Origin of the sequence: Bradyrhizobium sp. 21 (genome assembly GCF_023073335.1) — a bacterium.
Taxonomy (GTDB): domain Bacteria; phylum Pseudomonadota; class Alphaproteobacteria; order Rhizobiales; family Xanthobacteraceae; genus Bradyrhizobium.
On the sequence record NZ_JADPJG010000023.1, the window covers coordinates 766 to 20,808 of the forward strand.

The window sequence follows — 20,043 nt, forward strand, 5'->3', positions numbered from 1 at the left end:
AGCCGAGGGCGATGTAGAAGCTGCGATCAGGGCGAGGCTTGCGAACGCAGCCACCAGCGCGTTGCGGCTGGCCGCAGAAATCATGGGTCTAAAACTCATTTGACCTTCCTCTGTTCTCGCCCAAAGCGACATAAGCAAACCATCCATAATGGCAAATCACTGGAATGGTTTCGTGATCGCGGCAATCCGCCGCGCTTTGAACGATTGTAAACCGAACGACGAGATCCAGCTTGAACCATCCAACATGAGCGGATAATGAACAGGCGCGCCGTTTTTCCGGTCGCCGTAAGCGTTTTACGTGAACCAACGCATCAACCGACGCCGTCGGGATCGATGCCATTTTCAGGTTCAACGTGACTGACGCGTCCTATTCCAAAGAGAAATCAGATGATTGCGGTTCGCAAACTGCCGGCGCGCTATGCGCCGATCGTGATGCCATTCGTGCTGTCCATCCTCATGACGGCCGTGGTGTCGGTCATTTCGACGCTTCGAAGCCTCGGCGCGACGCCGGCGTTCGTCGCGACCTGGCCGGGCGCCTGGGCGCTGTCATGGCTCGTCGCCTTTCCGACGCTGCTGATGGTGCTGCCACTGGTCCGCCGGATCGTGGCTTGCCTCGTCGCTTCTCCCTCTCAACCAGGCCGATAGCCGGTGTGGACGGCGGCGCATGAAGCCCGCCGTCCCGCTTCCGCGTGACCTTACGACAGCGCGCCGAGCACGCCGCGCGTCGCCTTGTCGATCTCCTCGACATAGCGGCGACGGGCGAAGGTCTCGGTGAGGAAGCCGACCACCTTGCGGCTGTCGGTGGAATCGACCACCGCCAGCATCTCGGCTTCCGCTTCGTCGAACACCGCCATCGCCGACTTCACGTTCATTTCCGGGATCAGCACGATCTCGGTCAGGCGGGCGAGCTCGATCACCTGGATCTCGTCGGCGATGGAGTCGAGGTCGCTAGAGAACAAATCGGGCAACAGGACGAGCCCGACATATTCGTCCGCATTGTTGACGATGACGATACCGGGGCGCGATCCCAGCACGAATTCGCGGCGAACCGCCGCGATGGTCGTGGTCGACGGCACCTTGCCGACGTCGGAGCGCATCAGCCGCTCGACGGTGAGGTTGCGCAGCCAGCCGACGTCGTTGGCGCTGCGGATGGTCTCACCACGCAGATGCAGGCGCCAGGTCGAGAAGGAGTGCCCGAACATGAAGCGGACGCAGATCGAGGTGACGATGCAGCCGGCGAGCACCACGGCGGTGACGTCGACATTGCGGGTCATCTCGAGCACGAGGAACGACATGGTCAAGGGACCGCCGACGATGGCGACGCCGAGCGTCGCCATGCCCGTCAGCATCGCGACCAGCGGGTCGATCACGAAGTTCGGGCTGATCAGCAGCAGCACCGCGGAAAAGAACTTTCCGATCAGGCTGCCGACAAACAGCGAGGCAAAGAACAGCCCGCCGCGGAAGCCCGAGGCGAGCGAGATCAGGCACGCCGTCACCTTCAGGGCGATGATCAGCGCGATCAGGCCGATCGTCATGTCGTGAAAGAGATCGAGCACCATGGCGCCGTGGCCGGCCGCCAGCACCTGCGGCGTGACGATCGCAAAGCCGCCGACGATGAGGCCACCGATCACCGGGCGTAGCCAGATCGGCAGCCATTTGAACAGGCGCTCGAACATCGATGACGAGCGCATCACGGCGATGCCGACCCCGCTGGTGATGAGTGCGAGCCCGATCAACGCGATATATTGCTCGACGCCGACAGCGCTGACCTTCGGTATTTCGAGCGAGTACGGCGCGCCGCCGAGCCATTGGGCGGTCAGGGCGCCGGCGAGCGAGGCCGCCAGGATCGGGGCCGCGCTGCCGACCGAATAGACGCCGACAATCAACTCGCAGGCGTAGAAGGCACCGGTGATCGGCGCACCGAACGCCGCCGCGATCGCAGCGGCAGCGCCGCAGCCGACGATCAGGCGCAGATCGTTGCGGCGCAGATTGAAGAACTTGCCGAACAGCGAGGCGATCCCCGAGCCGATCTGGGTGTAGCCGGCCTCGAGACCGACGGAGGCGCCGCAGCCGTTCGAGATCAGCGTCTGGCTCGACACCACCAAGCTGTCGCGCATCGACAGATTGCCGCCGCGCAGCGCGTTCGCCTCGATCGGATCGACCGCGCTGGAGATCTTCCACCGCCGCCGCCACCACTCCATGATGCCGAGCGCCAGCCCGCCCAGCGCAGGCGCGATCAGCGCGGCCCAGGGGCTGACGCGCGTATTGGCGGAAAGGCGGACGTCGATGGGAATGCCGTAGATCACCATATGGGCAATCTGCGCAATCTCGGCCATCAGCGTCACGATGGCGCCGGCAAGCGTGCCGATCACGAGGGCGAGCGGGATCAGATAGAATTCGTTGCTGCGCAGCAGCGCCCGCAGCCGAATCATGATGCGGCTCGTCCCCTTGCGATCTGTGAGATGTCTGATCCGCAGGAACACTCTCTGTCCGCCCTACTCTTCCGACATGCCGTAGCCGGCCATGCGCTGGCGGACCCGTTCGATCTCGGCGCTCGACAGCAGCGGCGGTTCGCCGAGCTGGAGACAGCCGTGATATTGCCTCGCCAGCGTCTCGACCTCGACGGCGAGCCACATCGCCTTGTCCAGCGACTTGCCGATCGCGATCATGCCGTGATGGTCGAGCAGGCACGCAAGCCGTCCCACCAGCGCGCCCAATGCGTGCTCGGAGAGTTCCACCGTGCCGAAAGTGGCATAGGGCGCGCAGCGGATGCTGTCGCCGCCGGCCGCCGCGATCATGTAATGCACCGGCGGGATCTCCATGCCCATGATCGCCAGGATGGTGCAATAGGTCGGATGGGCGTGAACGACGGCGTCGACGTCCTGCCGGGCCTTCAGGATGTCGAGGTGGAAGCGCCACTCGCTGGACGGCTTCTGACCGGGCGCATGCGAGCCGTCCATGGCCATGAAGACGATCTGGTCCGGCGTCATGGCGTCATAGGGCACGCTGGTCGGGGTGATCAGAAGCCCGTCCACATGTCGGACGCTGATATTGCCCGAGGTGCCCTGGTTGATGCCGAGCGCATTCATGCGGCGGCAGGCACTGATGATGGCCTGCCTCTTGTCGATCTCGTCCGCTGTCATCGACATCTCGACTTCATCTCGTCTTCTTGGCGATGGACGTTTGTCAGAGCGGGAGTACGTCAAAGCAATATGGCAGCGCAAGAGAAAGCGGTCCGGATCGCGCGCGATCGCTCCGACGCTCGCCGAGCATCATGAAACAATCATGAAAATCAACACATTACCAGATTGTCGCAACCCTGCGGCAGGCGCGCCCGGACGGCCGCGATCCGGTTGATCACGACCTGCACCGAATAGGCCGCGAGCGGCATGCCGAGCAGCAGCGTCACGCAGGCCTGGACGCAGGAACGATGGCTGCCGGGCTGACTTAAGCCCGGCAGAACCGCTTTGAAAATCACCGGAAGATGCACAATGACCGACAGTGGAATTGGAATGCTGCTGGGCCACCTCTCGGCCAATTTGCTCTGGCTCTGGTTCATCGGAGCCTTCCTGCTCGGTGCGGTCCTCGTCTATGGCGTGGCCAAGACGGGACGCCTGCGGCGCAGCGAGCGCGCACAGCTCGATCGCAACACCGAGGCGCGGCAGCGGCAGGAAGATCCCCAGAAGCGTCCGACCTGAGCGGTCGCCGCGAGCGCAGGTTGCAGTTTGGAACTTTCGTTCTCCGGGCGGCTTTGATCGCCTGAGGATTGCGGAAGCAGATGCCTTCCCGTGTCACCTCAAGAGGAGGATGTATGGCCAAACGAGCAACGAAACGCCCAACCAAAAAGACCGCGGCGCGGCGCCCGCGTCAGGCGCCGAAGATGTTGAGCGACCTGTTCCTGGAGACGCTGAAGGACATCTATTTCGCCGAGAACAAGATCATCAAGACCTTGCCCAAGATGGCCAAGGCCGCAAACTCGAAGGAGCTCGCGGCCGCCTTCAACAAGCATCTGCGCGAGACCCAGGGCCAGGTCAAACGCCTGGACCAGATCTTCAAGATGCTGGGCAAGCCCGCGCGCGGCAAGCCTTGCGAAGCGATCAACGGCATCACCGACGAAGGCGCCGAGATCATGAAGGAGTTCAAGAACGCGCCCGCGCTCGACGCCGGCCTGCTCGCAGCGGCGCAGGCGGTCGAGCATTACGAAATCTCCCGCTACGGCACGTTGCGCACCTGGGCCGAGGAGCTCGGCATGCAGGACGCAGCAAGGCTGCTCCAGGCGACCTTGGACGAGGAGGAAGCGACCGATCACGCCCTGAGCGAGCTCGCCACCTCCGTGATCAACCTCGAAGCGGAAGAGGAATACCGCGAGGCGGCCTGAGCCGCACGTCGCCTTGATGATGGAAACGCCGCGGCGCGGGCCGCGGCGTTTGCCTTTTCGGATTGCACGATCCGCATGGCACGTCCGCGCCGCCGGGCTGGAATTCCCGGGAACCAGCCCCATATGCAGCGTTCCCCACCGCCGAGCCCGCCTCATGCAACCCAAAAATCCCCTCGACTGGATGCTGTCCGAAGCCCTGGACCAGCTGACTCGCGCCGAACGGATGCGTCAGCAATTCGGCCGCCAGGAAGCCTGCTGGGAGCCGCCGATCGACGTGCTCGAAACCGAGCATGAGCTCTTGATCCTGGTCGCGCTTCCCGGCGTCAATCCCGACAATGTCGAGACGGTGATCCATGACGGCGTGCTCGTCATCTCCGGGCAGCGCACCCTTCCGCCGGAGCTTCACAACGCCCGCATCCACCGACTCGAGCTGCCGCAGGGGCGTTTTGAGCGCCGCATTGCATTGCCCGTCGGCCGCTACGCGATCAGCCGCTTCGTGATGGACGGCTGCGTCGCGCTACGCCTCGCCAAATCCTGAGGTCGATCATGGCCACCGAACCAATGAATACCGCACAGACCAATTCCCAAAATACGTCCGGCGTGAAGATTCCCGACGACGCGCTGATCATCATCGCCGTCCGCGACATGGTGCTGTTTCCCGGCGCGATCGGGCCGATCGCGATCGCGCGGCCGAAGTCGATCGCCGCGGCGCAACAGGCGTTGCGTGAGCAGCGGCCGATCGGCATCGTGCTGCAGCGCAATCCCGAGGTCGACGATCCCACCGCAGACGACCTCTACCGGGTCGCGACCATCGCCAACATCGTGCGCTACATCACCGCGCCCGACGGCACCCATCACATCGTCTGCCAGGGCGTGCAGCGCGCGCGCATCCTCGACTTCCTGCCGGGGACGCCGTTCCCGGCCGCGCGTGTCCAGCAGATTCCGGAGCCGACCACGAGCTCGCCCGAGATCGAGGCGCGCGCGCTGAACCTGCAGCGCCTGGCCATCGAGGCGATCGAGCTGCTGCCGCAGGCGCCGCCCGAGCTGGTCGCGATGTTCCAGAGCACCACCGCGCCCGGCGCGCTGGCCGACCTGGCGACCTCGTTCATGGATATCAAGCCGCAGGACAAGCAGGAGGTTTTGGAGACCATCGACCTCATCTTGCGGGTTGAGAAGGTGTCGAAGCATCTGGCCGAACGGCTGGAGGTGCTGCGCATCAGCAACGAGATCGGCCAGAAGACCCGCGCCAGCTTCGACGAGCGGCAGCGCGAGGCGATCCTGCGCGAGCAGATGGCGACTATCCAGCGCCAGCTCGGCGAAGGCGACGGCAAGGCGGCCGAGGTCGCGGAGCTGACCGCGGCCATCGCCAAGGCCAACATGCCGCCCGAGGCGGATGCGCACGCGAAGAAGGAGCTGCGCCGCTACGAGCGCATGCCGGAAGCCGCCGGCGAAGCCGGCATGGTCCGCACCTATCTCGACTGGCTGATCGAGCTGCCCTGGGCGCTGCCCGCGGAGAAGCCGATCGACATCAAGGAAGCGCGCCGCATCCTGGATGCCGACCATTTCGGCCTGGAGAAGATCAAGAGCCGGATCATCGAATATCTGGCGGTTCGCAAGCTGGCGCCGCAGGGCAAGGCGCCGATCCTGTGCTTCGTCGGTCCGCCCGGCGTCGGCAAGACCTCGCTCGGACAGTCCATCGCACGCGCGATGGATCGCCCCTTTGTGCGCGTCAGCCTCGGCGGCGTGCATGACGAGGCCGAGATCCGCGGCCATCGGCGCACCTATATCGGCGCGCTGCCGGGCAACATCATCCAGGGCATCAAGAAGGCAGGCAGCCGGAACTGCGTCATGATGCTGGACGAGATCGACAAGATGGGCCGCGGCGTGCAGGGCGACCCTTCCGCCGCGATGCTGGAGGTGCTCGACCCCGAGCAGAACGGGACGTTCCGGGACAATTATTTGGGCGTGCCCTTCGACCTGTCGCGCGTCGTTTTCATCGCGACCGCCAACATGCTGGACCAAATTCCGGGCCCGCTGCTGGACCGCATGGAGCTGATCAGCCTGGCCGGCTACACCCAGGAGGAGAAGCTCGAGATCGCGCGGCGCTATCTGGTGCGTCGGCAGCTCACCGCCAACGGCCTGACGGCCGAGCAGGCCGAGATCGAGCCGGAGGCGCTGAAGCTGGTGGTCAAGGGCTACACCCGCGAGGCCGGCGTGCGTAACCTCGAGCGCGAGATCGGCAAGCTGTTCCGGCATGCCGCGGTGCAGGTCGCCGAGGGCACCGCCGTGAAGGTCGTCGTGACGCCGAAGGACATCGCCACCGTGCTCGGCCAGCCGCGCTTCGAGGGCGAGATCGCGCAGCGCACCAGCATTGCAGGTGTGGCTACCGGCCTAGCCTGGACGCCGGTCGGCGGCGACATCCTGTTCATCGAGGCCTCGCGCGTATCGGGAAGGGGCGCGATGATCCTGACGGGCCAGCTCGGCGAGGTCATGCGCGAGAGCGTGCAGGCAGCACTGACGCTGGTGAAGAGCAAGGCCACGCAGCTCGGCATCGACCAATCGCTGTTCGAGAAGAGCGACATCCATGTTCACGTGCCCGCGGGCGCAACCCCGAAGGACGGACCGAGCGCGGGCGTGGCGATGTTCACGGCGCTGACGTCCCTGCTCACCAATCGCACGGTGCGCAGCGACACCGCCATGACCGGCGAGATCTCGCTGCGCGGCCTGGTGCTGCCGGTCGGCGGCATCAAGGAGAAGGTGGTGGCGGCGGCGGCCGCGGGCCTGAAGCGGGTGATGCTGCCGGCGCGCAACAAGCGCGACTACGACGACATCCCGCAGAGCGCGCGGGACAACCTCGAATTCATCTGGCTGGAGCGCGTCGACGAGGCCATCGCCGCTGCGCTCGAACCTGTCGGTGCCAAGGTCGAAGCGGCGGAGTGAAGGCGATGAAGAAACTGCTGGAAAGAGCGAAGCGATCGCGGAAGACGCAGCGGCTGCGCCAATTGCTCGACCGCGCCCTCGACGGGGTTCGCGATGCCCTGGCGTCAGGACCGCGGCTTCAGCCGGTCCCGGTCCGGGTGAAGCGCCGCAAGGGTTGAGCCCTCCGTCTCAAGCCCTCGCGGCAGCCCCGAACAAAAGGCCCCCTCGCTCGAGGGGGCCTTTGCGTTGTTAGCCCACAGCGTCCTTGGCGGCCTTGACCGGGCGGGCGCGGACGATCTTCCGGGCCGGCTTGGCCTTGAACATCATCTCTTCACCCGTGAACGGGTTGGTGCCCTTGCGCGCCTTGGTGGCGGGCTTCTTGATGACCACGAACTTCGCGAAGCCCGGCACCAGGAACAGGCCGTTCTTTTTGAGCTCCTTGTGGCCGACATCCGTCAGCGTCTCCATGACGCTCTTGACGTCGCGCTTGGAAAGCTCGGTGGTGGTCGCAATCTTTTCGATCAGCTGCGATTTCGACATTTGGGTGGCCATCGTGTCTCCTCTGATTCGTTGACGGCTGCATATTAGACCAACCGGCGAAGGCCTATAGCCTTCTGCACAGTTTTGTCGCGGTTTTACGGGCTTTTTTGGCCCTCTGTGGCAAAAAACCCTGCATTTTAGCCACTTCCAGTGCGGAAGGAGCCTCGGGCAGCGGATTTTACCTTGTTTCAAAGGCCCGCACGCAGCCTTGCTAAAGCTGATTCGATGCTTTCGACAAGCGACGACCGGCCTCTTTGTGAAAGGAGGCGCGCGATTCACCCTGAAAAATAAGGCGGATCGCACCGCGGCCGCTCTCCCTCTCCCCATTTTTACGGGGAGAGGTGAAGAGAAGGTTCGCTAGACGCGCTCGATGATGACGGCGGGTGCCATGCCGCCGGCCGCGCACATGGTGACGAGGCCGCGCTTGAGGTCGCGCCGTTCGAGCTCGTCGAGCACAGTGCCGATCAGGATCGAGCCGGTGGCGCCGATGGGATGGCCGAGCGCGATCGAGCCGCCATTGACGTTGACCCTGGCGTGGTCGAGCTTGAGGTCGCGGATGTATTTTTCCGCGACCACCGCAAAAGCCTCGTTGATCTCGAACAGATCGATGTCGTCGATGGTCAGCCCCGCCTTCGCCAGCACCTTACGCGTCGCCGGCACCGGCGCGTTGAGCATCAGGGTCGGCGAGTCCCCCATGTTCGCCATCGCGACGATTCGGGCGCGGGCTTTAAGGCCGTGCGCCTTGGCGTAAGCGGGCGAGGCGAGAAGGATCGCCGCGGCGCCGTCGACGACGCCGGACGAGTTGCCGGCGTGGTGCATGAAGTCGATCTCGAGGTCCGGATACTTCTGCAGGATGAGGCCGCGATAGGTCGTGCCCTTGTCGTCGAGCGCATAATCGGCGACGGCAGGGAATGCGGGCTTCAATGCGCTCAAGCCTTCCATCGTGGTCTGCGGCCGCGGATATTCTTCATGGTCGAGCGCGAGGCTGCCGTCCTCGCGATGCACCGGCACGAGGCTCTTCTCGAAGTGGCCGTGCGCGATCGCAAAGCTTGCGCGCTTCTGGCTTTCGAGCCCGAGCGCATCGACGTCCCTTCGCGTGATGCCTTCCAGCGTGGCGATCGCGTCGGCGCAGACGCCTTGATGCGACTGCGGATGCCGCGCGCGCAGGCGCAGATTGCCTGAGTCCATCATCATCGGTCCGCCGCCGCGACGTCCTTCCATCGACATCATCTCGCAGCCGCCGGCGATGACGAGGTCTTCGCTGCCGGACATGATCGAAGCTGCCGCCATGTTGACGCTGGTGATGCCGGAGCCGCAGAAGCGGTCGAGCGTCACGGCGCTCGCGCGCACGTCGTAGCCGGCGTCCAGCGCCGACATGCGGCCGAGATCGCCGCCTTGGGTCGCGACCTGCGCGCTGCAGCCCCAGACGATGTCGTCGACATCGGCGGTGTCGATGCCGGTGCGCTCGGCGAGCGCGCGCAGCACGGTCGCACCGAGCTGCTGCGGATGAATGCCCGAAAGCGCCCCCTTGCCGGCCTTGCCGACGCCCCGCGGGGTCCGGCAGGCATCGATGATGAGTGCGTCGGTCATTGGCGTTTTCCTCTTTTTGAATGGTTAGAGGCGTTTTGAATCAGGAGGCGAAGGGAGTCAATGCGGCGAAGCTCGTCGCGCCCCGCAAGCATGGGGTGAGGGAGAGCAATCACACCCCCGCCGCGTTCTTCGCGATGACGTTGCGATAGAAACTGGCGCTGAGTTTAGGCGTACGCACCTGCGTGTCGAAATTGACGTGGTAGAGCCCAAAACGCTTGTTGAGCCCGAACACCCATTCGAAATTGTCCATCAGGCTCCAGAGAAAGTAGCCGCGCACCGGCACGCCCTCGGCGGTGGCGCGCTGGAGCTGGGCGAGGTAGTTGCGCAGATACATGATGCGGTCGGTGTCGTAAATCTTGCCGTCGGGCGTCACGACGTCCTCGCCGGAGGTGCCGTTCTCGCTGATATAGATCGCATCCGTCTTCCAGATCTTGGCCGCCAGCTTCGGCACCCAGTAGATCGTCTCGGGGCCGACGCGCAGCCAGTCCGAATTCATGTGCGGGAACGATTTCGGGATCGGCAGCGGCATGAAGCCCGCGCCCTGGTCGGAGGCGACGACATAGTTCTGCGGCGCGTAGATGTTGAGACCGAGGAAATCGACCGGCGAAGAGATGATCTTCAGCTCCGCGTCGGTGTATTTCGGCGCGTCACGTCCGGCGAATTTCAGGAAGGCGTCGGTGTACTGGCCGGTCATGATGACGTTGAGGTAGCCGGCATTCATCTCGCGCAGCGCGATCGCGGCGGCGCGGACGTTCTCGGGCGTGTCGATCGCGGGCGCGCAGGCATCGATGTTTTCGGCAGGCCCCACCCGCGTGCCGCGGCGGCCATGCGCGCGCACCGCCTGCACCGCGAGCCCGTGCGCGAGCGCGCTGTTGTGCCTGATCTGGTTGACCTCGGCTTGCGGCAACGTCACGCCCGGCGCGTCGATGCCGATGCCGTAGCCGAAATAGACGAAGCGGCCGCTCTCGTTCAGCGTGAACACGTTCTTGACGCGATCGGTGAGATGCTCGGCGACATAGGCCGCATAGTCGCCGAAGATCTTGCAGGTCTCCGTCGAGCGCCAGCCGCCAAAGCGGTCCTGGAGCGATTGCGGCAGGTCCCAATGATAGAGCGTCAGCCACGGCTCGATGCCGTTCTTCAGGAGCTCGTCGATCAGGCGATTGTAGAAGTCGAGCCCCTTCGGATTCGGCTTGCCGTCGCCGTCCGGAAACACCCGCGGCCAGGCCACCGAGAAACGATAGGCCTTGCAGCCGAGCTCCTTGATGAGCGCGATGTCCTCCTTGTAGCGGTGATAATGCTCGTTGGCGCGGTCGCCGGTGCTACCGTCCTCGATCTTGCCGGGGATGCGGACGAACTTGTCCCAGATCGAGGCCCCTCGCCCGTCCTCATTGACCGCGCCCTCGACTTGATAGGACGAGGTCGCTGTGCCCCAGACGAAGCCCGGAGGAAATCCATTCATGCCTCGCGGCGCAGGTGCGGGCTTGACCTCGGCGGCCTCCAGCGGATTGGCCAGCCCGGCGGCGGACAATCCCGCCAGCTTGGCAAACTGGCGACGCGAGACCTTGTCCGACATTGATGCTGCTCCGGGGCGATGCTCTTGCGGCGGCACCATGGCGCGTCGCAGGTCGTTTGAGAAGCGAGCGAGCCGAGGGCTGAGAATGCAGAATTGCCGGATGCGACAAAGCTGTCTGCAACAGGCCACGGGGATCGCCCGGCCGACCTACCCCAAAGCCGAAACACTGACGTCCACCGTCATTCCGGTCGCCGAGCTCGTTCCCGCATAACTTCCAGATACCGGCGTCACTTGGCGGATATCCCGCGCCACAGCGACAGGGATCAAATTGTGGCCCCCCACACTCTGGCTGGTTGGGTCAAACGTAATCCATCCGGCGCCCGGAACATAGATCCGCCCAGGCGGGGGTCGAACCGGAGCCGGCTGAGCCAACGCGGCTCATGCCCGGGTCGTACAAATAACCGGAAGCGATCCTGCTCCCAAATCCGAGGAGGCGCGCAGCTTCCACAAGCAGGGTCGCCATATCTCTGCACGTTCCGATGCCAAGCCCCAGCGTCTCATCTGGAGCTCGAAGTTCCCAGCCCAATCCGGAAGGGAAGTCGTCAGTTCCCTGCGAGATTCGGGCCGCATGCTTGGAGAATGCAATAAACCCCCTCCGAATTTACGACCAAAGTTCCCAAATGTGATGTATGGTGCAGCCATCGCCGCTCCAGCCAGGGAAGGCTGCTGTGGACCAGCTAGTGGGTGAGCCAGTTCGTAGCTTGAGCCGCAGCGTCGGAGCAAACCAATCCAGAGAGCCTGATCAACTGCCTGCACCAGTCAAGCAGGAGACGACCGGATCATGGCGCGGTTTTTAACGGTTGAGACTGTGGTGACCCCTTTCGCTTGACTTAGCGCCTGTCCTGACAGGCCAACGACTGACCCCGCGCCAGAGCAACTGTGAATTTCGAGGTAGATATATGTCGTTTGCCTACAAGCTAAACGAAGACGTTCGCCACCAGCCCCAAGGTCCACAAGGACGTGCCGCAACCGATCAACCGATGATTTACACCATCGTCCAGCATATGCCGATCGAGTCCGACGGACGTCTCCGATACCGCATCAAGTGCAAGTCGGAGAAAATTGAGCGGGTCGTTACGGAAGATCAGCTTTCGTATTCGCAGTGATCTGCTTGATGGCTGAAGGAATCCATCAGCCAAGACGATCGGGGGCTGGCGCGCTTGCTCCTGCGATCAGCGCGAGCGCTTCGGGAGCTTTGGCAGCTTGTCGGGATGGAACGCGGGCACCTGCCCGGTTCGTTCAGGTGCCGGTGGCTGCTGTTCCGTGAGAATGAGCGTTCCCTGCAGGATCATTCCCGGCGTCTGTTGTGCCGTCGCGGCGTAAGTCGCAATCTTGCCGGGGCAGTTTCCCTCGATGTCCAGCGTCAGTTCGTCGTCGCTGCCGAAGACCGTTGCACGTCCGGCGGTATGCCGCTTCGTCGACACGGTCGCGGTGAAGCGATCTCCATCGACCTTGCACGAACCGTGGTAGGTCATCAGGCTGTCACGGCCCCAGATCTGGCCGTCCGCGACATGGACGATCCCGGTACCCTGGTCGAGCGGCGTCTTGTACCACGCCGCATATGTGCCGTCCTTCAGCATGGGAGCAGTCTCCCCTGGCATTCCCCTCGCAACAATCCGCACGATCAGCACTAAGAAACGGTTAATCGCGCGGCCCGTGCCAATCCGGGCTGTCCCTGCGCAGCTCGGCTTCCAAATCTTCGATGATGCTGTGAAGCAGGCAAGCCGCAAGCGGATCGGTCACTTCGCGCTCCAGACGCCTGTAACGCGCGATCTGGAATTCCTGGTCTCTCAACTGGCGCTCTGTCATCGGACGGGCCCTCCGACAAACCGACGCAGAGACCGCCAAGTCGTTTCGTTAAAATTTTCGGATCATTCGCCATGGTTTCCGATCGGTAAAAATCAACTTGCCGCCAAGCTGCGCCCGCGCGCCGATGGCCGGGCTGAAATGCATCGCTGCCGCGGAGGACTTCCGGGACCCCGGCGCCGCCATTGGATGGTGCTCGACGTCAGGGTATGTCGCCGCGGCTGCGGCTTCCGCCGATGCTGTGTGGCTTGTTGAGGAAGAACTCCCGATTGCCGAGGGCTGCTTCCGCGTACTGATCGATCGCGACCTGGATGGCCTCGATATGCATGCGGCACCAGCCTTCATAGCAGGACAGCCGCCGCGCATGATCGAGCGCCTTCAGGAATTCCGGCGGCTCCTGCATGTCGGAGAAATAGGTCGGCTTCTCTCCTTTCATGCCCGGGCCACCTCTCGCGGCGGGACAAGGCGACGCCTCCCAACATGGAGGCGCGGCGGCGTCGGTCGCCGGCGGGGGATGAAGAGGCTGGCGACGACGATCGGGTCGGTGTCGCCGAGAGCGGTCCGCTCCTGGACGAGCCCGCTCATCACCGTACGCATCTTCATGACTTCCCCGGCGACGAAGGTGCAGTCTTCGTCCCGGTTGATTTGCTCATGCATGATGGCCTCGGCCTCACGCATGCTGACGCGTAATGCTCTGATGACTCTGCGGATTTCATTGATGCGGTTGTCCACGGCGCGCTCCCTTGGCTGGACGACCAGCATAAGAACAAAACATGAACAATGAGTCAATCGGCTTGAGGTAGAACGCACCCCTGGCGACACGCCACGACGGGCGGCGCTGGCCCCAACTCTCTTCGTGACCCCACGCCAGCCTGGGCTGACCGGGCAAAATCAGAACGTCACCCGCATCCCCGCATAGAACGCACGCGGCCGTGCCGGGCTGAGCGAGCGCGGGTCGGTGAACCCGGCGCCGCCATTGGTGAAGTTGGGCACGGCTCCCGTGTCGAAGAACTGTCCATAGGTCGCGTAGCGCCTGTCGAAGATGTTGTCGATCTTGCCGTAGAGCTGGATGGCCTTGGTCACCTGGTAGGACGTGTGGAGATTGAACACGGTGTAGGACGGCAGCTTCGCATATTGGTTGGATTCGTCGCCGACCAGATATTGGCTGGAGACGAACAGCGCGTTGCCGCCGACCTTCCAGACATCGGTAACGGCATAGTCGACGCCGATCTTGACGCGGTGGCGCGGGATGGCCGGGAGCTGGTTGCCGGGCGAGACCTGGATGTTGCCGTCGCCATCGGCGAACGGGCTGTTGGAGCCGATGCTCAATGCGTCGAGGAAGCGCGCGTCGACGAAGGCGTAGCTCGCCTGGAATTGCAGCGTCGGCGATTTGATGTTGATTTCGGCCTCGAGGCCCTGCCGCCTTGTGCGGCCGACGTTGGAAAAATAGCCGAAGCCGGTGCGGCCGGGAACGGGGATGGCGACGATGTCGTCGTAATTGGTGGCGCGGAAGCCGCCGACCTTCCAGCCGAGCGTGCCGATGCTCAGCTCCCTGCTGCCGCGCAGGCCCGCTTCCACGGTCTTGGACACGACCTGCTTCAGCGGCGGATCGGAGACGAGAAACGCGGCGATGAGACAGGGACGGGCTGGATCTGAGCAGCCGAGCTCGAGCGGCGTCGGCACGCGGTTGGCCTCGGAATAGCCGGCATAGGCCGTCAACTCCGGCGTGATCTTGTAGGTGCCGCCGATCACCGGATTGAAACGGGTGAAGGTGTGATCACCGTTGAGATCGGTCCCGAGCTGATCCTCTAGCGTGATGCGCGCCACGTTGAAACGGCCGCCGGCGGTGACGGCGAAGGCGTCCGTAATATTGAACGTGTCCATTGCGTAGAGGCCGTTATACTGGTTGACGGTCCGCAGCGAGACAGGGCCGGCAACGGTATCAGGTACGCCGGTCGGCCCCAGAAAGAGGCCGCCGCCGCTGACGACGTAGTTCTCTCCGATCGTGCCGATCTCGGCGGCGGCGTTGTAGCGCGTGACGCTGGCGTCATAGGTCGCGCCCATCACGAAGCGGTTGTCGTGCCCGAACAGCTGGTCGGTGTTGGTGGCCTGCCCTGACACGCCGAACGTCGTCGAACGTATCGAGCTGCGGTCGATCTCGCCGAGGATCGTGCCCGACGCGAAAGGATTGGCAAGCGGCAGGCCGTTCGTGCCGTTGGCCGGTGTCGCGCCGTCGCCGAAGCAAAGAAGGCCAGCGAGTCCCGGATCGGTGCATTCCTGCGTGTCGGTCGGATTGCCGTCGACGAGCTTCTGCTCGTACCTGCGCACATGGGCGGTGCCTTCGAGTGTCCAGGTCGGCGTGGCATCGACCTTGCCGGTCAAATTGAGATAGCCGACGCGGTTGGAGGTTGTCTGCGGCGTCGTGTAGGTCGCGCCCCAATATTTGTCGAGCAGCTCGGCCGGGACGGTGGCGCTGGCGCCGAAATCGTTCTTGGCCACGCCCATGTTGGCGTGGAATTCGCTGTCGCCGGCCTTGTAGCCGACATCGGCGTAGAAGCGCCGCATATCCGACTGGGAGAAATTGCGGAAGCCATTGTCATGCAGGCCTTCGAGCGCGGCGTAGACGCCGTAGTTCTTGTCGACCGTCTTGCCCCATTGCGCCGAGCCCTGGATGCGGCCAAACGAGCCGCCCATGAGATCAAGCTCCGCCCCCTGATAGGTAAAACCGTGCTTCATCTGCAGATTGATCGCGCCGCCCAGCGCGTTGAGGCCGAAGGCGGGATTGTTGGTCACCAGCGTCACCGACCTGATCGCGGCGGTCGGGATCAGGTCCCAGTTGACGGCGTCGGAGAAGGCTTCGTTGATGCGAACGCCGTTCTGGTACACCGCAAGGCCCTGCGGCGTGCCCGTCACGGGCGAGGCGACGAAGCCGCGGAATTCGACATCCGGCTGAAACGGATTGCCGGTAGCCTCGCTGATGTTGACGCCGGCGATGTTGTCACGCAGCGCGTCGGTAATGTTCAGCGAACCGGTGCGCTTGATCTGGCCGGGATCGACGGCGTTGATGGCTGAGGGAACCTTGTCGACATCGAGACCCCTGCCGGTACCCGGCGCGGTCGGGTAGACGTAGATGCGCGTCTTGGGGCTGGCGGATGACGGCGCCCCGACATGCGCCACCGCTCGCGTTGGCGCACTGCGCCGCGCCGTTGACGGCGGCGGTGCCGTCACCTCGACCGGCGGCAGGTTCTGGACGTTGGTCTCCTCGTCCTGCGCGGCCCCCGCGGGAAGCGCGAAGACCAACCCGGACACCAGCCCGGTCGACACCGAAGCCATCAACAAACGACGCTTGAACCAAAGAGCCTTGAACCGAAGAGCCTTGAACCGAAGAGCCTTGACCCAATGAGCTTTGCCCATCCCTGCCTTCCCATCCGTGACCGCCGGCTGTTTTGATCTGCGCCAGTTGGGTCGAGACGAGTGTAATCGGCAGCAATGCGTGCGCCAGCCACAAAAGGTCGGGCGAAATCCGCACCCGTTTTCCCGACGAAATCGGGAATTTTTCCCGATCAGGCCGCCGCCGTCGGAACCATCGCCTCGACGGTCAAACCGCCATCGCCGGAGACGACGTTGAGCGTGCCGCCCAGCGCCAGGATCCGCTCGCGCATGCCGACCAGGCCGAAGCCGAGCTTCTGGCCCGGCTCCATGCCGCGGCCATTGTCGCTGACGCGTACCCGGGCGCAGCCGCGGCCGTCGCCCGCCGCCGGCTCCACCGGCTCGATGACGACATTGACCGCGGTGGCGCCGGCGTGGCGGAACACGTTGGTGAGCGCCTCCTGCACGATCCGGTAGATGGTGAGGTCGGCGGTCTCGCCGGTCACCCCAAGCGCCGGCGAGATCACGGTCTCGATGGCGACATCGGGATGCGATTCCCGCCACAGCCGCGACAGCGATTCCAGCGCCTGGCGCAGGCCGAGTTCGGCGAGGCCGACGGGCCGGAGGCGCTCCAGCACGCGGCGATTGAACTGCTGCAGGGCGTTGATCTGCTCCAGCATGGCGCTGCCGTGTTTGCGCACGGCGTCCGCACTCGGGGCGCGTCCGTCCGCCTGCTTCGCCAGCGCGCTGGCATGCGCGCGCAGCGAGAACAGATATGGCCCGAATTCGTCATGGAGCTCGCGCGCGATCTCCTTGCGCTCGACGTCCTGGAGCGACACCGTGCGTTCGGCGAGGCGCCGCTTGTCCTCGACCGCCTCGCTGAGCGTTGCGGCAAGATGGTTGAGCTTGGTGCAGATCGCAGCGAGCTCCGGCGCGCCTCCCGGCGTAACGCGCGCCTGATAGCGCCCGCCTTCGAGCTCGGCCATCACATCCGCCAGAGACTGGAGCGGCGCCAGCGCCCGGCCGACCACATTCATCATCACCAGGAACAGCGCCAGCGCGATCACCGAGCCGACCTCGAGCTGGGTCACGATGGCGTCCCATATCTCGGCGATCTCGTCATCGGGATGCGAGGTGATCAGGAGCGAGCCCGGCTTGCCATGGATTGAGACCGGCACGCTGACCGCGGTCTGCTCGGGATGGACCAGGCTGACGAACCAGGCCGGCGGCCCCCGCGCCTCGTCATCGGCGTCAGTTCGGGGCTGCGTCAGCGGGCTGCCGCCTTCGTCCTGAAGCGCGATGCTGACATGGCGCAGGCGGCTGAGATCGCGCGCAATCTGATTCAATCTCGCATCCGGATCGGGCGCCTCGTTGAGATCGGCCACGATCATCTCGATGAATTCGCGCGCGAGCCGGATCACGCTCTGGTCCTCGGCCTGCACGCGGGGTCCAGCTTCGGCGACCTGCCGCCCGATATTGACCGCGAGCCCCAGCGCCAGCAGCAGCGCCAGCAGCAGGTTAATACGCCCGCGCAAAGAGAGATCTTGCCACATTGGTGTCGCCCGTACCCCCGCGAAGGATGACCAGCGCCTGTCCGATGACGTTGACAGAGACGAAGCGCCCGATATCTAATCGAAAGCGTACAGCAATCCCGGCCGGGCGCGAAACAGGCCAATCCTATCACGGGGAGCACGCTGTCACGAGGAACGCCTATGCGCATTTTGATCGTCGACGATCATCCCATCGTGGCTTCCGGCTGCCGTGCCGTGCTGGCCGACGAGGGCGAGATCGAGATTCTGGAGGCCGCCGACGCCGAAGACGGCGAGTGCGTCTTCATCGTCGAGCGCCCCGACCTCTCGATCATCGACATCAACCTTCCGACCGTCTCCGGCTTCGAGCTCGCGCGCCGCATCCTCGAGCGCGCGCCCGAGGCCCGCATCATCATGTTCAGCATGAACGACGACCCTGCTTTCGCCGCGCGCGCGATCGAGTGCGGCGCCAAGGGCTACGTCTCCAAGACCGGCGATCCCGACGACCTCGTCGAGGCGATCCGCACCGTCGGCAACGGCGGCACCTATCTGCCGAGCGCGATCGCGCGCAGCATCGCCTTCGCAGGGCCCACGCTGGCGCAAAATCCGCTGTCGAAGCTGAACGCGCGCGAGATGGAAATCCTGCGGCTGCTCAGCGCCGGCAAGAGCCTGTCAGAGATCGCCTGGCTGGTGCAGTCGTCCTACAAGACGGTCGCCAACACCTCCTCGATCATGCGCCAGAAGCTCGGGGTCAAGACCTCGGTCGAACTGGTGCGGCTGGCGATCGACAGCGGCGTCGCCTGACATCGTCGCGAATTCGGTCACACAAGCGTTGCAATCCTGATGTGGTTAGATGCCACGGAGCATAAATGCATGACGATTCAGACTGTCTCGACCAATACATCCTATGGCGGCGTGCAGGGCGTATACCGCCATGCGAGCCAGGCGACCGGAACCGACATGGTGTTCTCGGTCTATGTTCCCCCGCATGCGGACGGCGCGAAGCTGCCCGTGGTCTGGTATCTCTCCGGGCTCACCTGCACCCATGCCAACGTCACCGAGAAGGGCGAATTCCGCAAAGCCTGCGCCGAGCTCGGCCTGATCTTTGTCGCGCCCGACACCAGCCCGCGGGGCCCCGACGTGCCGGGCGATGCCAACAATGCCTATGATTTCGGTCTTGGCGCCGGCTTCTATGTCGACGCGACGGAAGCCCCGTTTTCGCGCAATTACCGCATGTGGAGCTACGTCACCGACGAGCTGCCGAAGCTGGTCGCCGAGAATTTTCCGGTCGATGCCAAGCGGCAATCGGTGATGGGGCACTCCATGGGCGGCCACGGCGCGCTGACGGTGGCGCTGCGCAACCCGCACCGTTTTCGCGCAGCCAGCGCCTTCGCCCCGATCGTGGCGCCGTCGCTGGTGCCCTGGGGCATCAAGGCGCTGACCGGCTATCTCGGTCCCAACACGGATACCTGGCGCAGCCACGACACGGTGGCGCTGATCGAGGACGGCGCGAAGTTTTCAGGCTTCCTGGTCGACGTCGGCGAGGCTGATAATTTCCTGAAGGAGCAGCTTCGTCCTGAATTGCTGCAGGCCGCCTGCACGAAAGCCAACATTCCGCTGACGCTGCGGCGGCAGGCAGGCTACGACCACAGCTATTATTTCATCTCGACCTTCATGGGCGATCACCTGCACTGGCACGCGGAGAGATTGAAGGGGTGAGAGCTCCCCTCACGGTTTGCCGTAATTCGGCGCCAGCAACCGGTTGCGAATCAAATAGCTCATCGTGCGCGTCCAGGATTCATCCGTGTTGCCGCGCATGTCGGCGCTGGCGGCCGTGATCATGGTGCCGGTCTTCACGTCGCGCAAATAGATGTTGAGATTGATGATCAGGTTCGAGACCTTCTGCACCATGCCGGTGATCTCCAGGTCGGCGCCCAACTCCCCGGCAAGCTTGAGGTCGCAGCCGCCGCAGGCCTGCAGATTGGCGTGACGGGCGGCGTCCCGGATCGGCGCGATATCGAGCAGCTGGAACCTGCCTGACTCAACCAGTGCCTTGCGCAACTGCTCGCTGATGAGGTCTAGCCGCGCCTCCTCCGGCTTCGAGCCATAGAACTCGCCGGGCAGGCTGGTATCGATCAATTCAAAGTCGAACACCGCGAGTTTCGGCGGATCGGCGAGCGCGGCCGAGCCCGTCAACAACAAAGCTGCGAAACATATCAGCGCTCGCATGATCGTGATTCCCGGAGTGGCAGCGCGGGGGCGAAATGCGGGGTTGCATGCCCTGACAAATCGGTCATGCTTTAGCAGAGACAATTCTCCACCGGCGGTCAAGCCGGGGA

Annotated in this window: 21 protein-coding genes and 1 pseudogene; 8 read left to right on the top strand and 14 right to left on the bottom strand. The window is 64.2% G+C overall.

Annotation, left to right across the window (positions count from 1 at the left end; translation table 11 throughout):
- Positions 1-387 precede the first annotated feature (387 nt).
- Positions 388-645, top strand: coding sequence for a DUF2798 domain-containing protein (locus IVB31_RS20690; protein ID WP_247326141.1), 258 nt, complete (start codon positions 388-390; stop codon positions 643-645).
- Positions 646-695: 50 nt separating this feature from the next.
- Here IVB31_RS20690 and IVB31_RS20695 read toward each other — a convergent pair whose 3' ends face one another.
- The 3 genes from IVB31_RS20695 to IVB31_RS20705 all read right to left on the bottom strand — a co-directional run bounded on the left by IVB31_RS20695 (position 696) and on the right by IVB31_RS20705 (position 3,478).
- A complete protein-coding gene (locus IVB31_RS20695; RefSeq protein ID WP_247326161.1) occupies positions 696-2,483 on the bottom strand; it encodes a chloride channel protein in 1,788 nt (595 codons plus the stop codon).
- A 12-nt stretch (positions 2,484-2,495) separates the two neighbouring features.
- Complete coding sequence (locus IVB31_RS20700; RefSeq protein WP_247326166.1) at positions 2,496-3,149, bottom strand: class II aldolase/adducin family protein; 654 nt, start codon at positions 3,147-3,149, stop codon at positions 2,496-2,498.
- A gap of 143 nt (positions 3,150-3,292) precedes the next feature.
- The gene (locus IVB31_RS20705) at positions 3,293-3,478 is read right to left on the bottom strand and encodes a hypothetical protein (protein WP_247326169.1); all 186 of its coding nucleotides are present in this window, start codon (positions 3,476-3,478) and stop codon (positions 3,293-3,295) included.
- 13 nt (positions 3,479-3,491) lie between these two features.
- Here IVB31_RS20705 and IVB31_RS20710 point away from each other — a divergent pair, with 13 nt between their 5' ends.
- The 5 genes from IVB31_RS20710 (at position 3,492) to IVB31_RS20730 (ending at position 7,476) form a co-directional block, all read left to right on the top strand.
- A complete protein-coding gene (locus IVB31_RS20710) occupies positions 3,492-3,698 on the top strand; it encodes a hypothetical protein (protein ID WP_247326172.1) in 207 nt (68 codons plus the stop codon).
- Positions 3,699-3,811: 113 nt separating this feature from the next.
- Positions 3,812-4,378 carry a ferritin-like domain-containing protein gene (locus IVB31_RS20715; RefSeq protein ID WP_247326174.1) on the top strand — a complete coding sequence of 189 codons (567 nt, stop codon included), beginning with the start codon at positions 3,812-3,814 and terminating at the stop codon, positions 4,376-4,378.
- A 154-nt stretch (positions 4,379-4,532) separates the two neighbouring features.
- Complete coding sequence (locus IVB31_RS20720; protein ID WP_247326185.1) at positions 4,533-4,916, top strand: Hsp20/alpha crystallin family protein; 384 nt, start codon at positions 4,533-4,535, stop codon at positions 4,914-4,916.
- Positions 4,917-4,924: 8 nt separating this feature from the next.
- The gene (gene lon, locus IVB31_RS20725) at positions 4,925-7,318 is read left to right on the top strand and encodes an endopeptidase La (RefSeq protein WP_247326233.1); all 2,394 of its coding nucleotides are present in this window, start codon (positions 4,925-4,927) and stop codon (positions 7,316-7,318) included.
- Between the two features lie 5 nt (positions 7,319-7,323).
- Positions 7,324-7,476 (top strand): hypothetical protein, encoded by a 153-nt coding sequence (locus tag IVB31_RS20730; protein WP_247326237.1) that lies wholly within the window; start codon positions 7,324-7,326, stop codon positions 7,474-7,476.
- A gap of 70 nt (positions 7,477-7,546) precedes the next feature.
- Here the strand turns inward: IVB31_RS20730 and IVB31_RS20735 are convergent, their stop codons facing one another.
- From IVB31_RS20735 to IVB31_RS20780, 10 genes and pseudogenes are all read right to left on the bottom strand, one after another.
- Positions 7,547-7,849 (bottom strand): HU family DNA-binding protein, encoded by a 303-nt coding sequence (locus IVB31_RS20735; protein WP_007601427.1) that lies wholly within the window; start codon positions 7,847-7,849, stop codon positions 7,547-7,549.
- Positions 7,850-8,194: 345 nt separating this feature from the next.
- Positions 8,195-9,427 (bottom strand): acetyl-CoA C-acetyltransferase, encoded by a 1,233-nt coding sequence (locus IVB31_RS20740; protein WP_247326240.1) that lies wholly within the window; start codon positions 9,425-9,427, stop codon positions 8,195-8,197.
- A gap of 109 nt (positions 9,428-9,536) precedes the next feature.
- Positions 9,537-11,000 (bottom strand): GH1 family beta-glucosidase, encoded by a 1,464-nt coding sequence (locus IVB31_RS20745; RefSeq protein ID WP_247326254.1) that lies wholly within the window; start codon positions 10,998-11,000, stop codon positions 9,537-9,539.
- Positions 11,001-11,147: 147 nt separating this feature from the next.
- Positions 11,148-11,511, bottom strand: a pseudogene (locus IVB31_RS20750) (transglutaminase family protein); the annotation flags it as partial.
- Positions 11,512-12,172: 661 nt separating this feature from the next.
- The gene (locus IVB31_RS20755; protein ID WP_247326256.1) at positions 12,173-12,580 is read right to left on the bottom strand and encodes a hypothetical protein; all 408 of its coding nucleotides are present in this window, start codon (positions 12,578-12,580) and stop codon (positions 12,173-12,175) included.
- A gap of 61 nt (positions 12,581-12,641) precedes the next feature.
- Positions 12,642-12,809 carry a hypothetical protein gene (locus IVB31_RS20760; protein ID WP_247326258.1) on the bottom strand — a complete coding sequence of 56 codons (168 nt, stop codon included), beginning with the start codon at positions 12,807-12,809 and terminating at the stop codon, positions 12,642-12,644.
- Positions 12,810-13,008: 199 nt separating this feature from the next.
- Positions 13,009-13,242 carry a hypothetical protein gene (locus IVB31_RS20765; protein WP_247326260.1) on the bottom strand — a complete coding sequence of 78 codons (234 nt, stop codon included), beginning with the start codon at positions 13,240-13,242 and terminating at the stop codon, positions 13,009-13,011.
- On the bottom strand, positions 13,239-13,538 hold the full coding sequence (locus tag IVB31_RS20770) for a hypothetical protein (RefSeq protein ID WP_247326261.1): 300 nt from the start codon (positions 13,536-13,538) through the stop codon (positions 13,239-13,241). The genes IVB31_RS20765 and IVB31_RS20770 overlap by 4 nt, the downstream gene beginning before the upstream one ends.
- Positions 13,539-13,697: 159 nt before the next feature.
- Entirely contained in the window at positions 13,698-16,139 is a 2,442-nt protein-coding gene (locus IVB31_RS20775) for a TonB-dependent receptor (RefSeq protein WP_247326263.1), read from the bottom strand.
- 230 nt (positions 16,140-16,369) lie between these two features.
- Positions 16,370-17,728, bottom strand: a complete 1,359-nt coding sequence (locus tag IVB31_RS20780; RefSeq protein ID WP_247326271.1) for a histidine kinase — start codon at positions 17,726-17,728, stop codon at positions 16,370-16,372.
- Between the two features lie 159 nt (positions 17,729-17,887).
- Between IVB31_RS20780 and IVB31_RS20785 the strand changes: the two genes are divergently transcribed.
- Positions 17,888-18,508: a response regulator transcription factor gene (locus tag IVB31_RS20785; RefSeq protein ID WP_247326273.1), complete on the top strand. Its 621-nt coding sequence runs from the start codon at positions 17,888-17,890 to the stop codon at positions 18,506-18,508.
- Positions 18,509-18,577: 69 nt separating this feature from the next.
- Positions 18,578-19,423 carry an S-formylglutathione hydrolase gene (gene fghA / locus IVB31_RS20790; RefSeq protein ID WP_247326277.1) on the top strand — a complete coding sequence of 282 codons (846 nt, stop codon included), beginning with the start codon at positions 18,578-18,580 and terminating at the stop codon, positions 19,421-19,423.
- A 9-nt stretch (positions 19,424-19,432) separates the two neighbouring features.
- Here the strand turns inward: fghA and IVB31_RS20795 are convergent, their stop codons facing one another.
- A complete protein-coding gene (locus tag IVB31_RS20795) occupies positions 19,433-19,933 on the bottom strand; it encodes a DUF3280 domain-containing protein (RefSeq protein WP_247326280.1) in 501 nt (166 codons plus the stop codon).
- Positions 19,934-20,043 lie beyond the last annotated feature (110 nt).

What these genes read in the sequence shown, in the direction of transcription:
- IVB31_RS20690 (WP_247326141.1), top strand. Translation starts at nt 388, where the DNA reads ATGATTGCGGTTCGCAAACTGCCGGCGCGCTATGCGCCGATCGTGATG.
- IVB31_RS20700 (WP_247326166.1), bottom strand. Translation starts at nt 3,149, where the DNA reads ATGTCGATGACAGCGGACGAGATCGACAAGAGGCAGGCCATCATCAGT.
- IVB31_RS20710 (WP_247326172.1), top strand. Translation starts at nt 3,492, where the DNA reads ATGACCGACAGTGGAATTGGAATGCTGCTGGGCCACCTCTCGGCCAAT.
- IVB31_RS20715 (WP_247326174.1), top strand. Translation starts at nt 3,812, where the DNA reads ATGGCCAAACGAGCAACGAAACGCCCAACCAAAAAGACCGCGGCGCGG.
- IVB31_RS20720 (WP_247326185.1), top strand. Translation starts at nt 4,533, where the DNA reads ATGCAACCCAAAAATCCCCTCGACTGGATGCTGTCCGAAGCCCTGGAC.
- lon (WP_247326233.1), top strand. Translation starts at nt 4,925, where the DNA reads ATGGCCACCGAACCAATGAATACCGCACAGACCAATTCCCAAAATACG.
- IVB31_RS20730 (WP_247326237.1), top strand. Translation starts at nt 7,324, where the DNA reads ATGAAGAAACTGCTGGAAAGAGCGAAGCGATCGCGGAAGACGCAGCGG.
- IVB31_RS20735 (WP_007601427.1), bottom strand. Translation starts at nt 7,849, where the DNA reads ATGGCCACCCAAATGTCGAAATCGCAGCTGATCGAAAAGATTGCGACC.
- IVB31_RS20740 (WP_247326240.1), bottom strand. Translation starts at nt 9,427, where the DNA reads ATGACCGACGCACTCATCATCGATGCCTGCCGGACCCCGCGGGGCGTC.
- IVB31_RS20745 (WP_247326254.1), bottom strand. Translation starts at nt 11,000, where the DNA reads ATGTCGGACAAGGTCTCGCGTCGCCAGTTTGCCAAGCTGGCGGGATTG.
- IVB31_RS20755 (WP_247326256.1), bottom strand. Translation starts at nt 12,580, where the DNA reads ATGCTGAAGGACGGCACATATGCGGCGTGGTACAAGACGCCGCTCGAC.
- IVB31_RS20760 (WP_247326258.1), bottom strand. Translation starts at nt 12,809, where the DNA reads ATGACAGAGCGCCAGTTGAGAGACCAGGAATTCCAGATCGCGCGTTAC.
- IVB31_RS20765 (WP_247326260.1), bottom strand. Translation starts at nt 13,242, where the DNA reads ATGAAAGGAGAGAAGCCGACCTATTTCTCCGACATGCAGGAGCCGCCG.
- IVB31_RS20775 (WP_247326263.1), bottom strand. Translation starts at nt 16,139, where the DNA reads ATGGCTTCGGTGTCGACCGGGCTGGTGTCCGGGTTGGTCTTCGCGCTT.
- IVB31_RS20780 (WP_247326271.1), bottom strand. Translation starts at nt 17,728, where the DNA reads ATGTGGCAAGATCTCTCTTTGCGCGGGCGTATTAACCTGCTGCTGGCG.
- IVB31_RS20785 (WP_247326273.1), top strand. Translation starts at nt 17,888, where the DNA reads ATGCGCATTTTGATCGTCGACGATCATCCCATCGTGGCTTCCGGCTGC.
- fghA (WP_247326277.1), top strand. Translation starts at nt 18,578, where the DNA reads ATGACGATTCAGACTGTCTCGACCAATACATCCTATGGCGGCGTGCAG.
- IVB31_RS20795 (WP_247326280.1), bottom strand. Translation starts at nt 19,933, where the DNA reads ATGCGAGCGCTGATATGTTTCGCAGCTTTGTTGTTGACGGGCTCGGCC.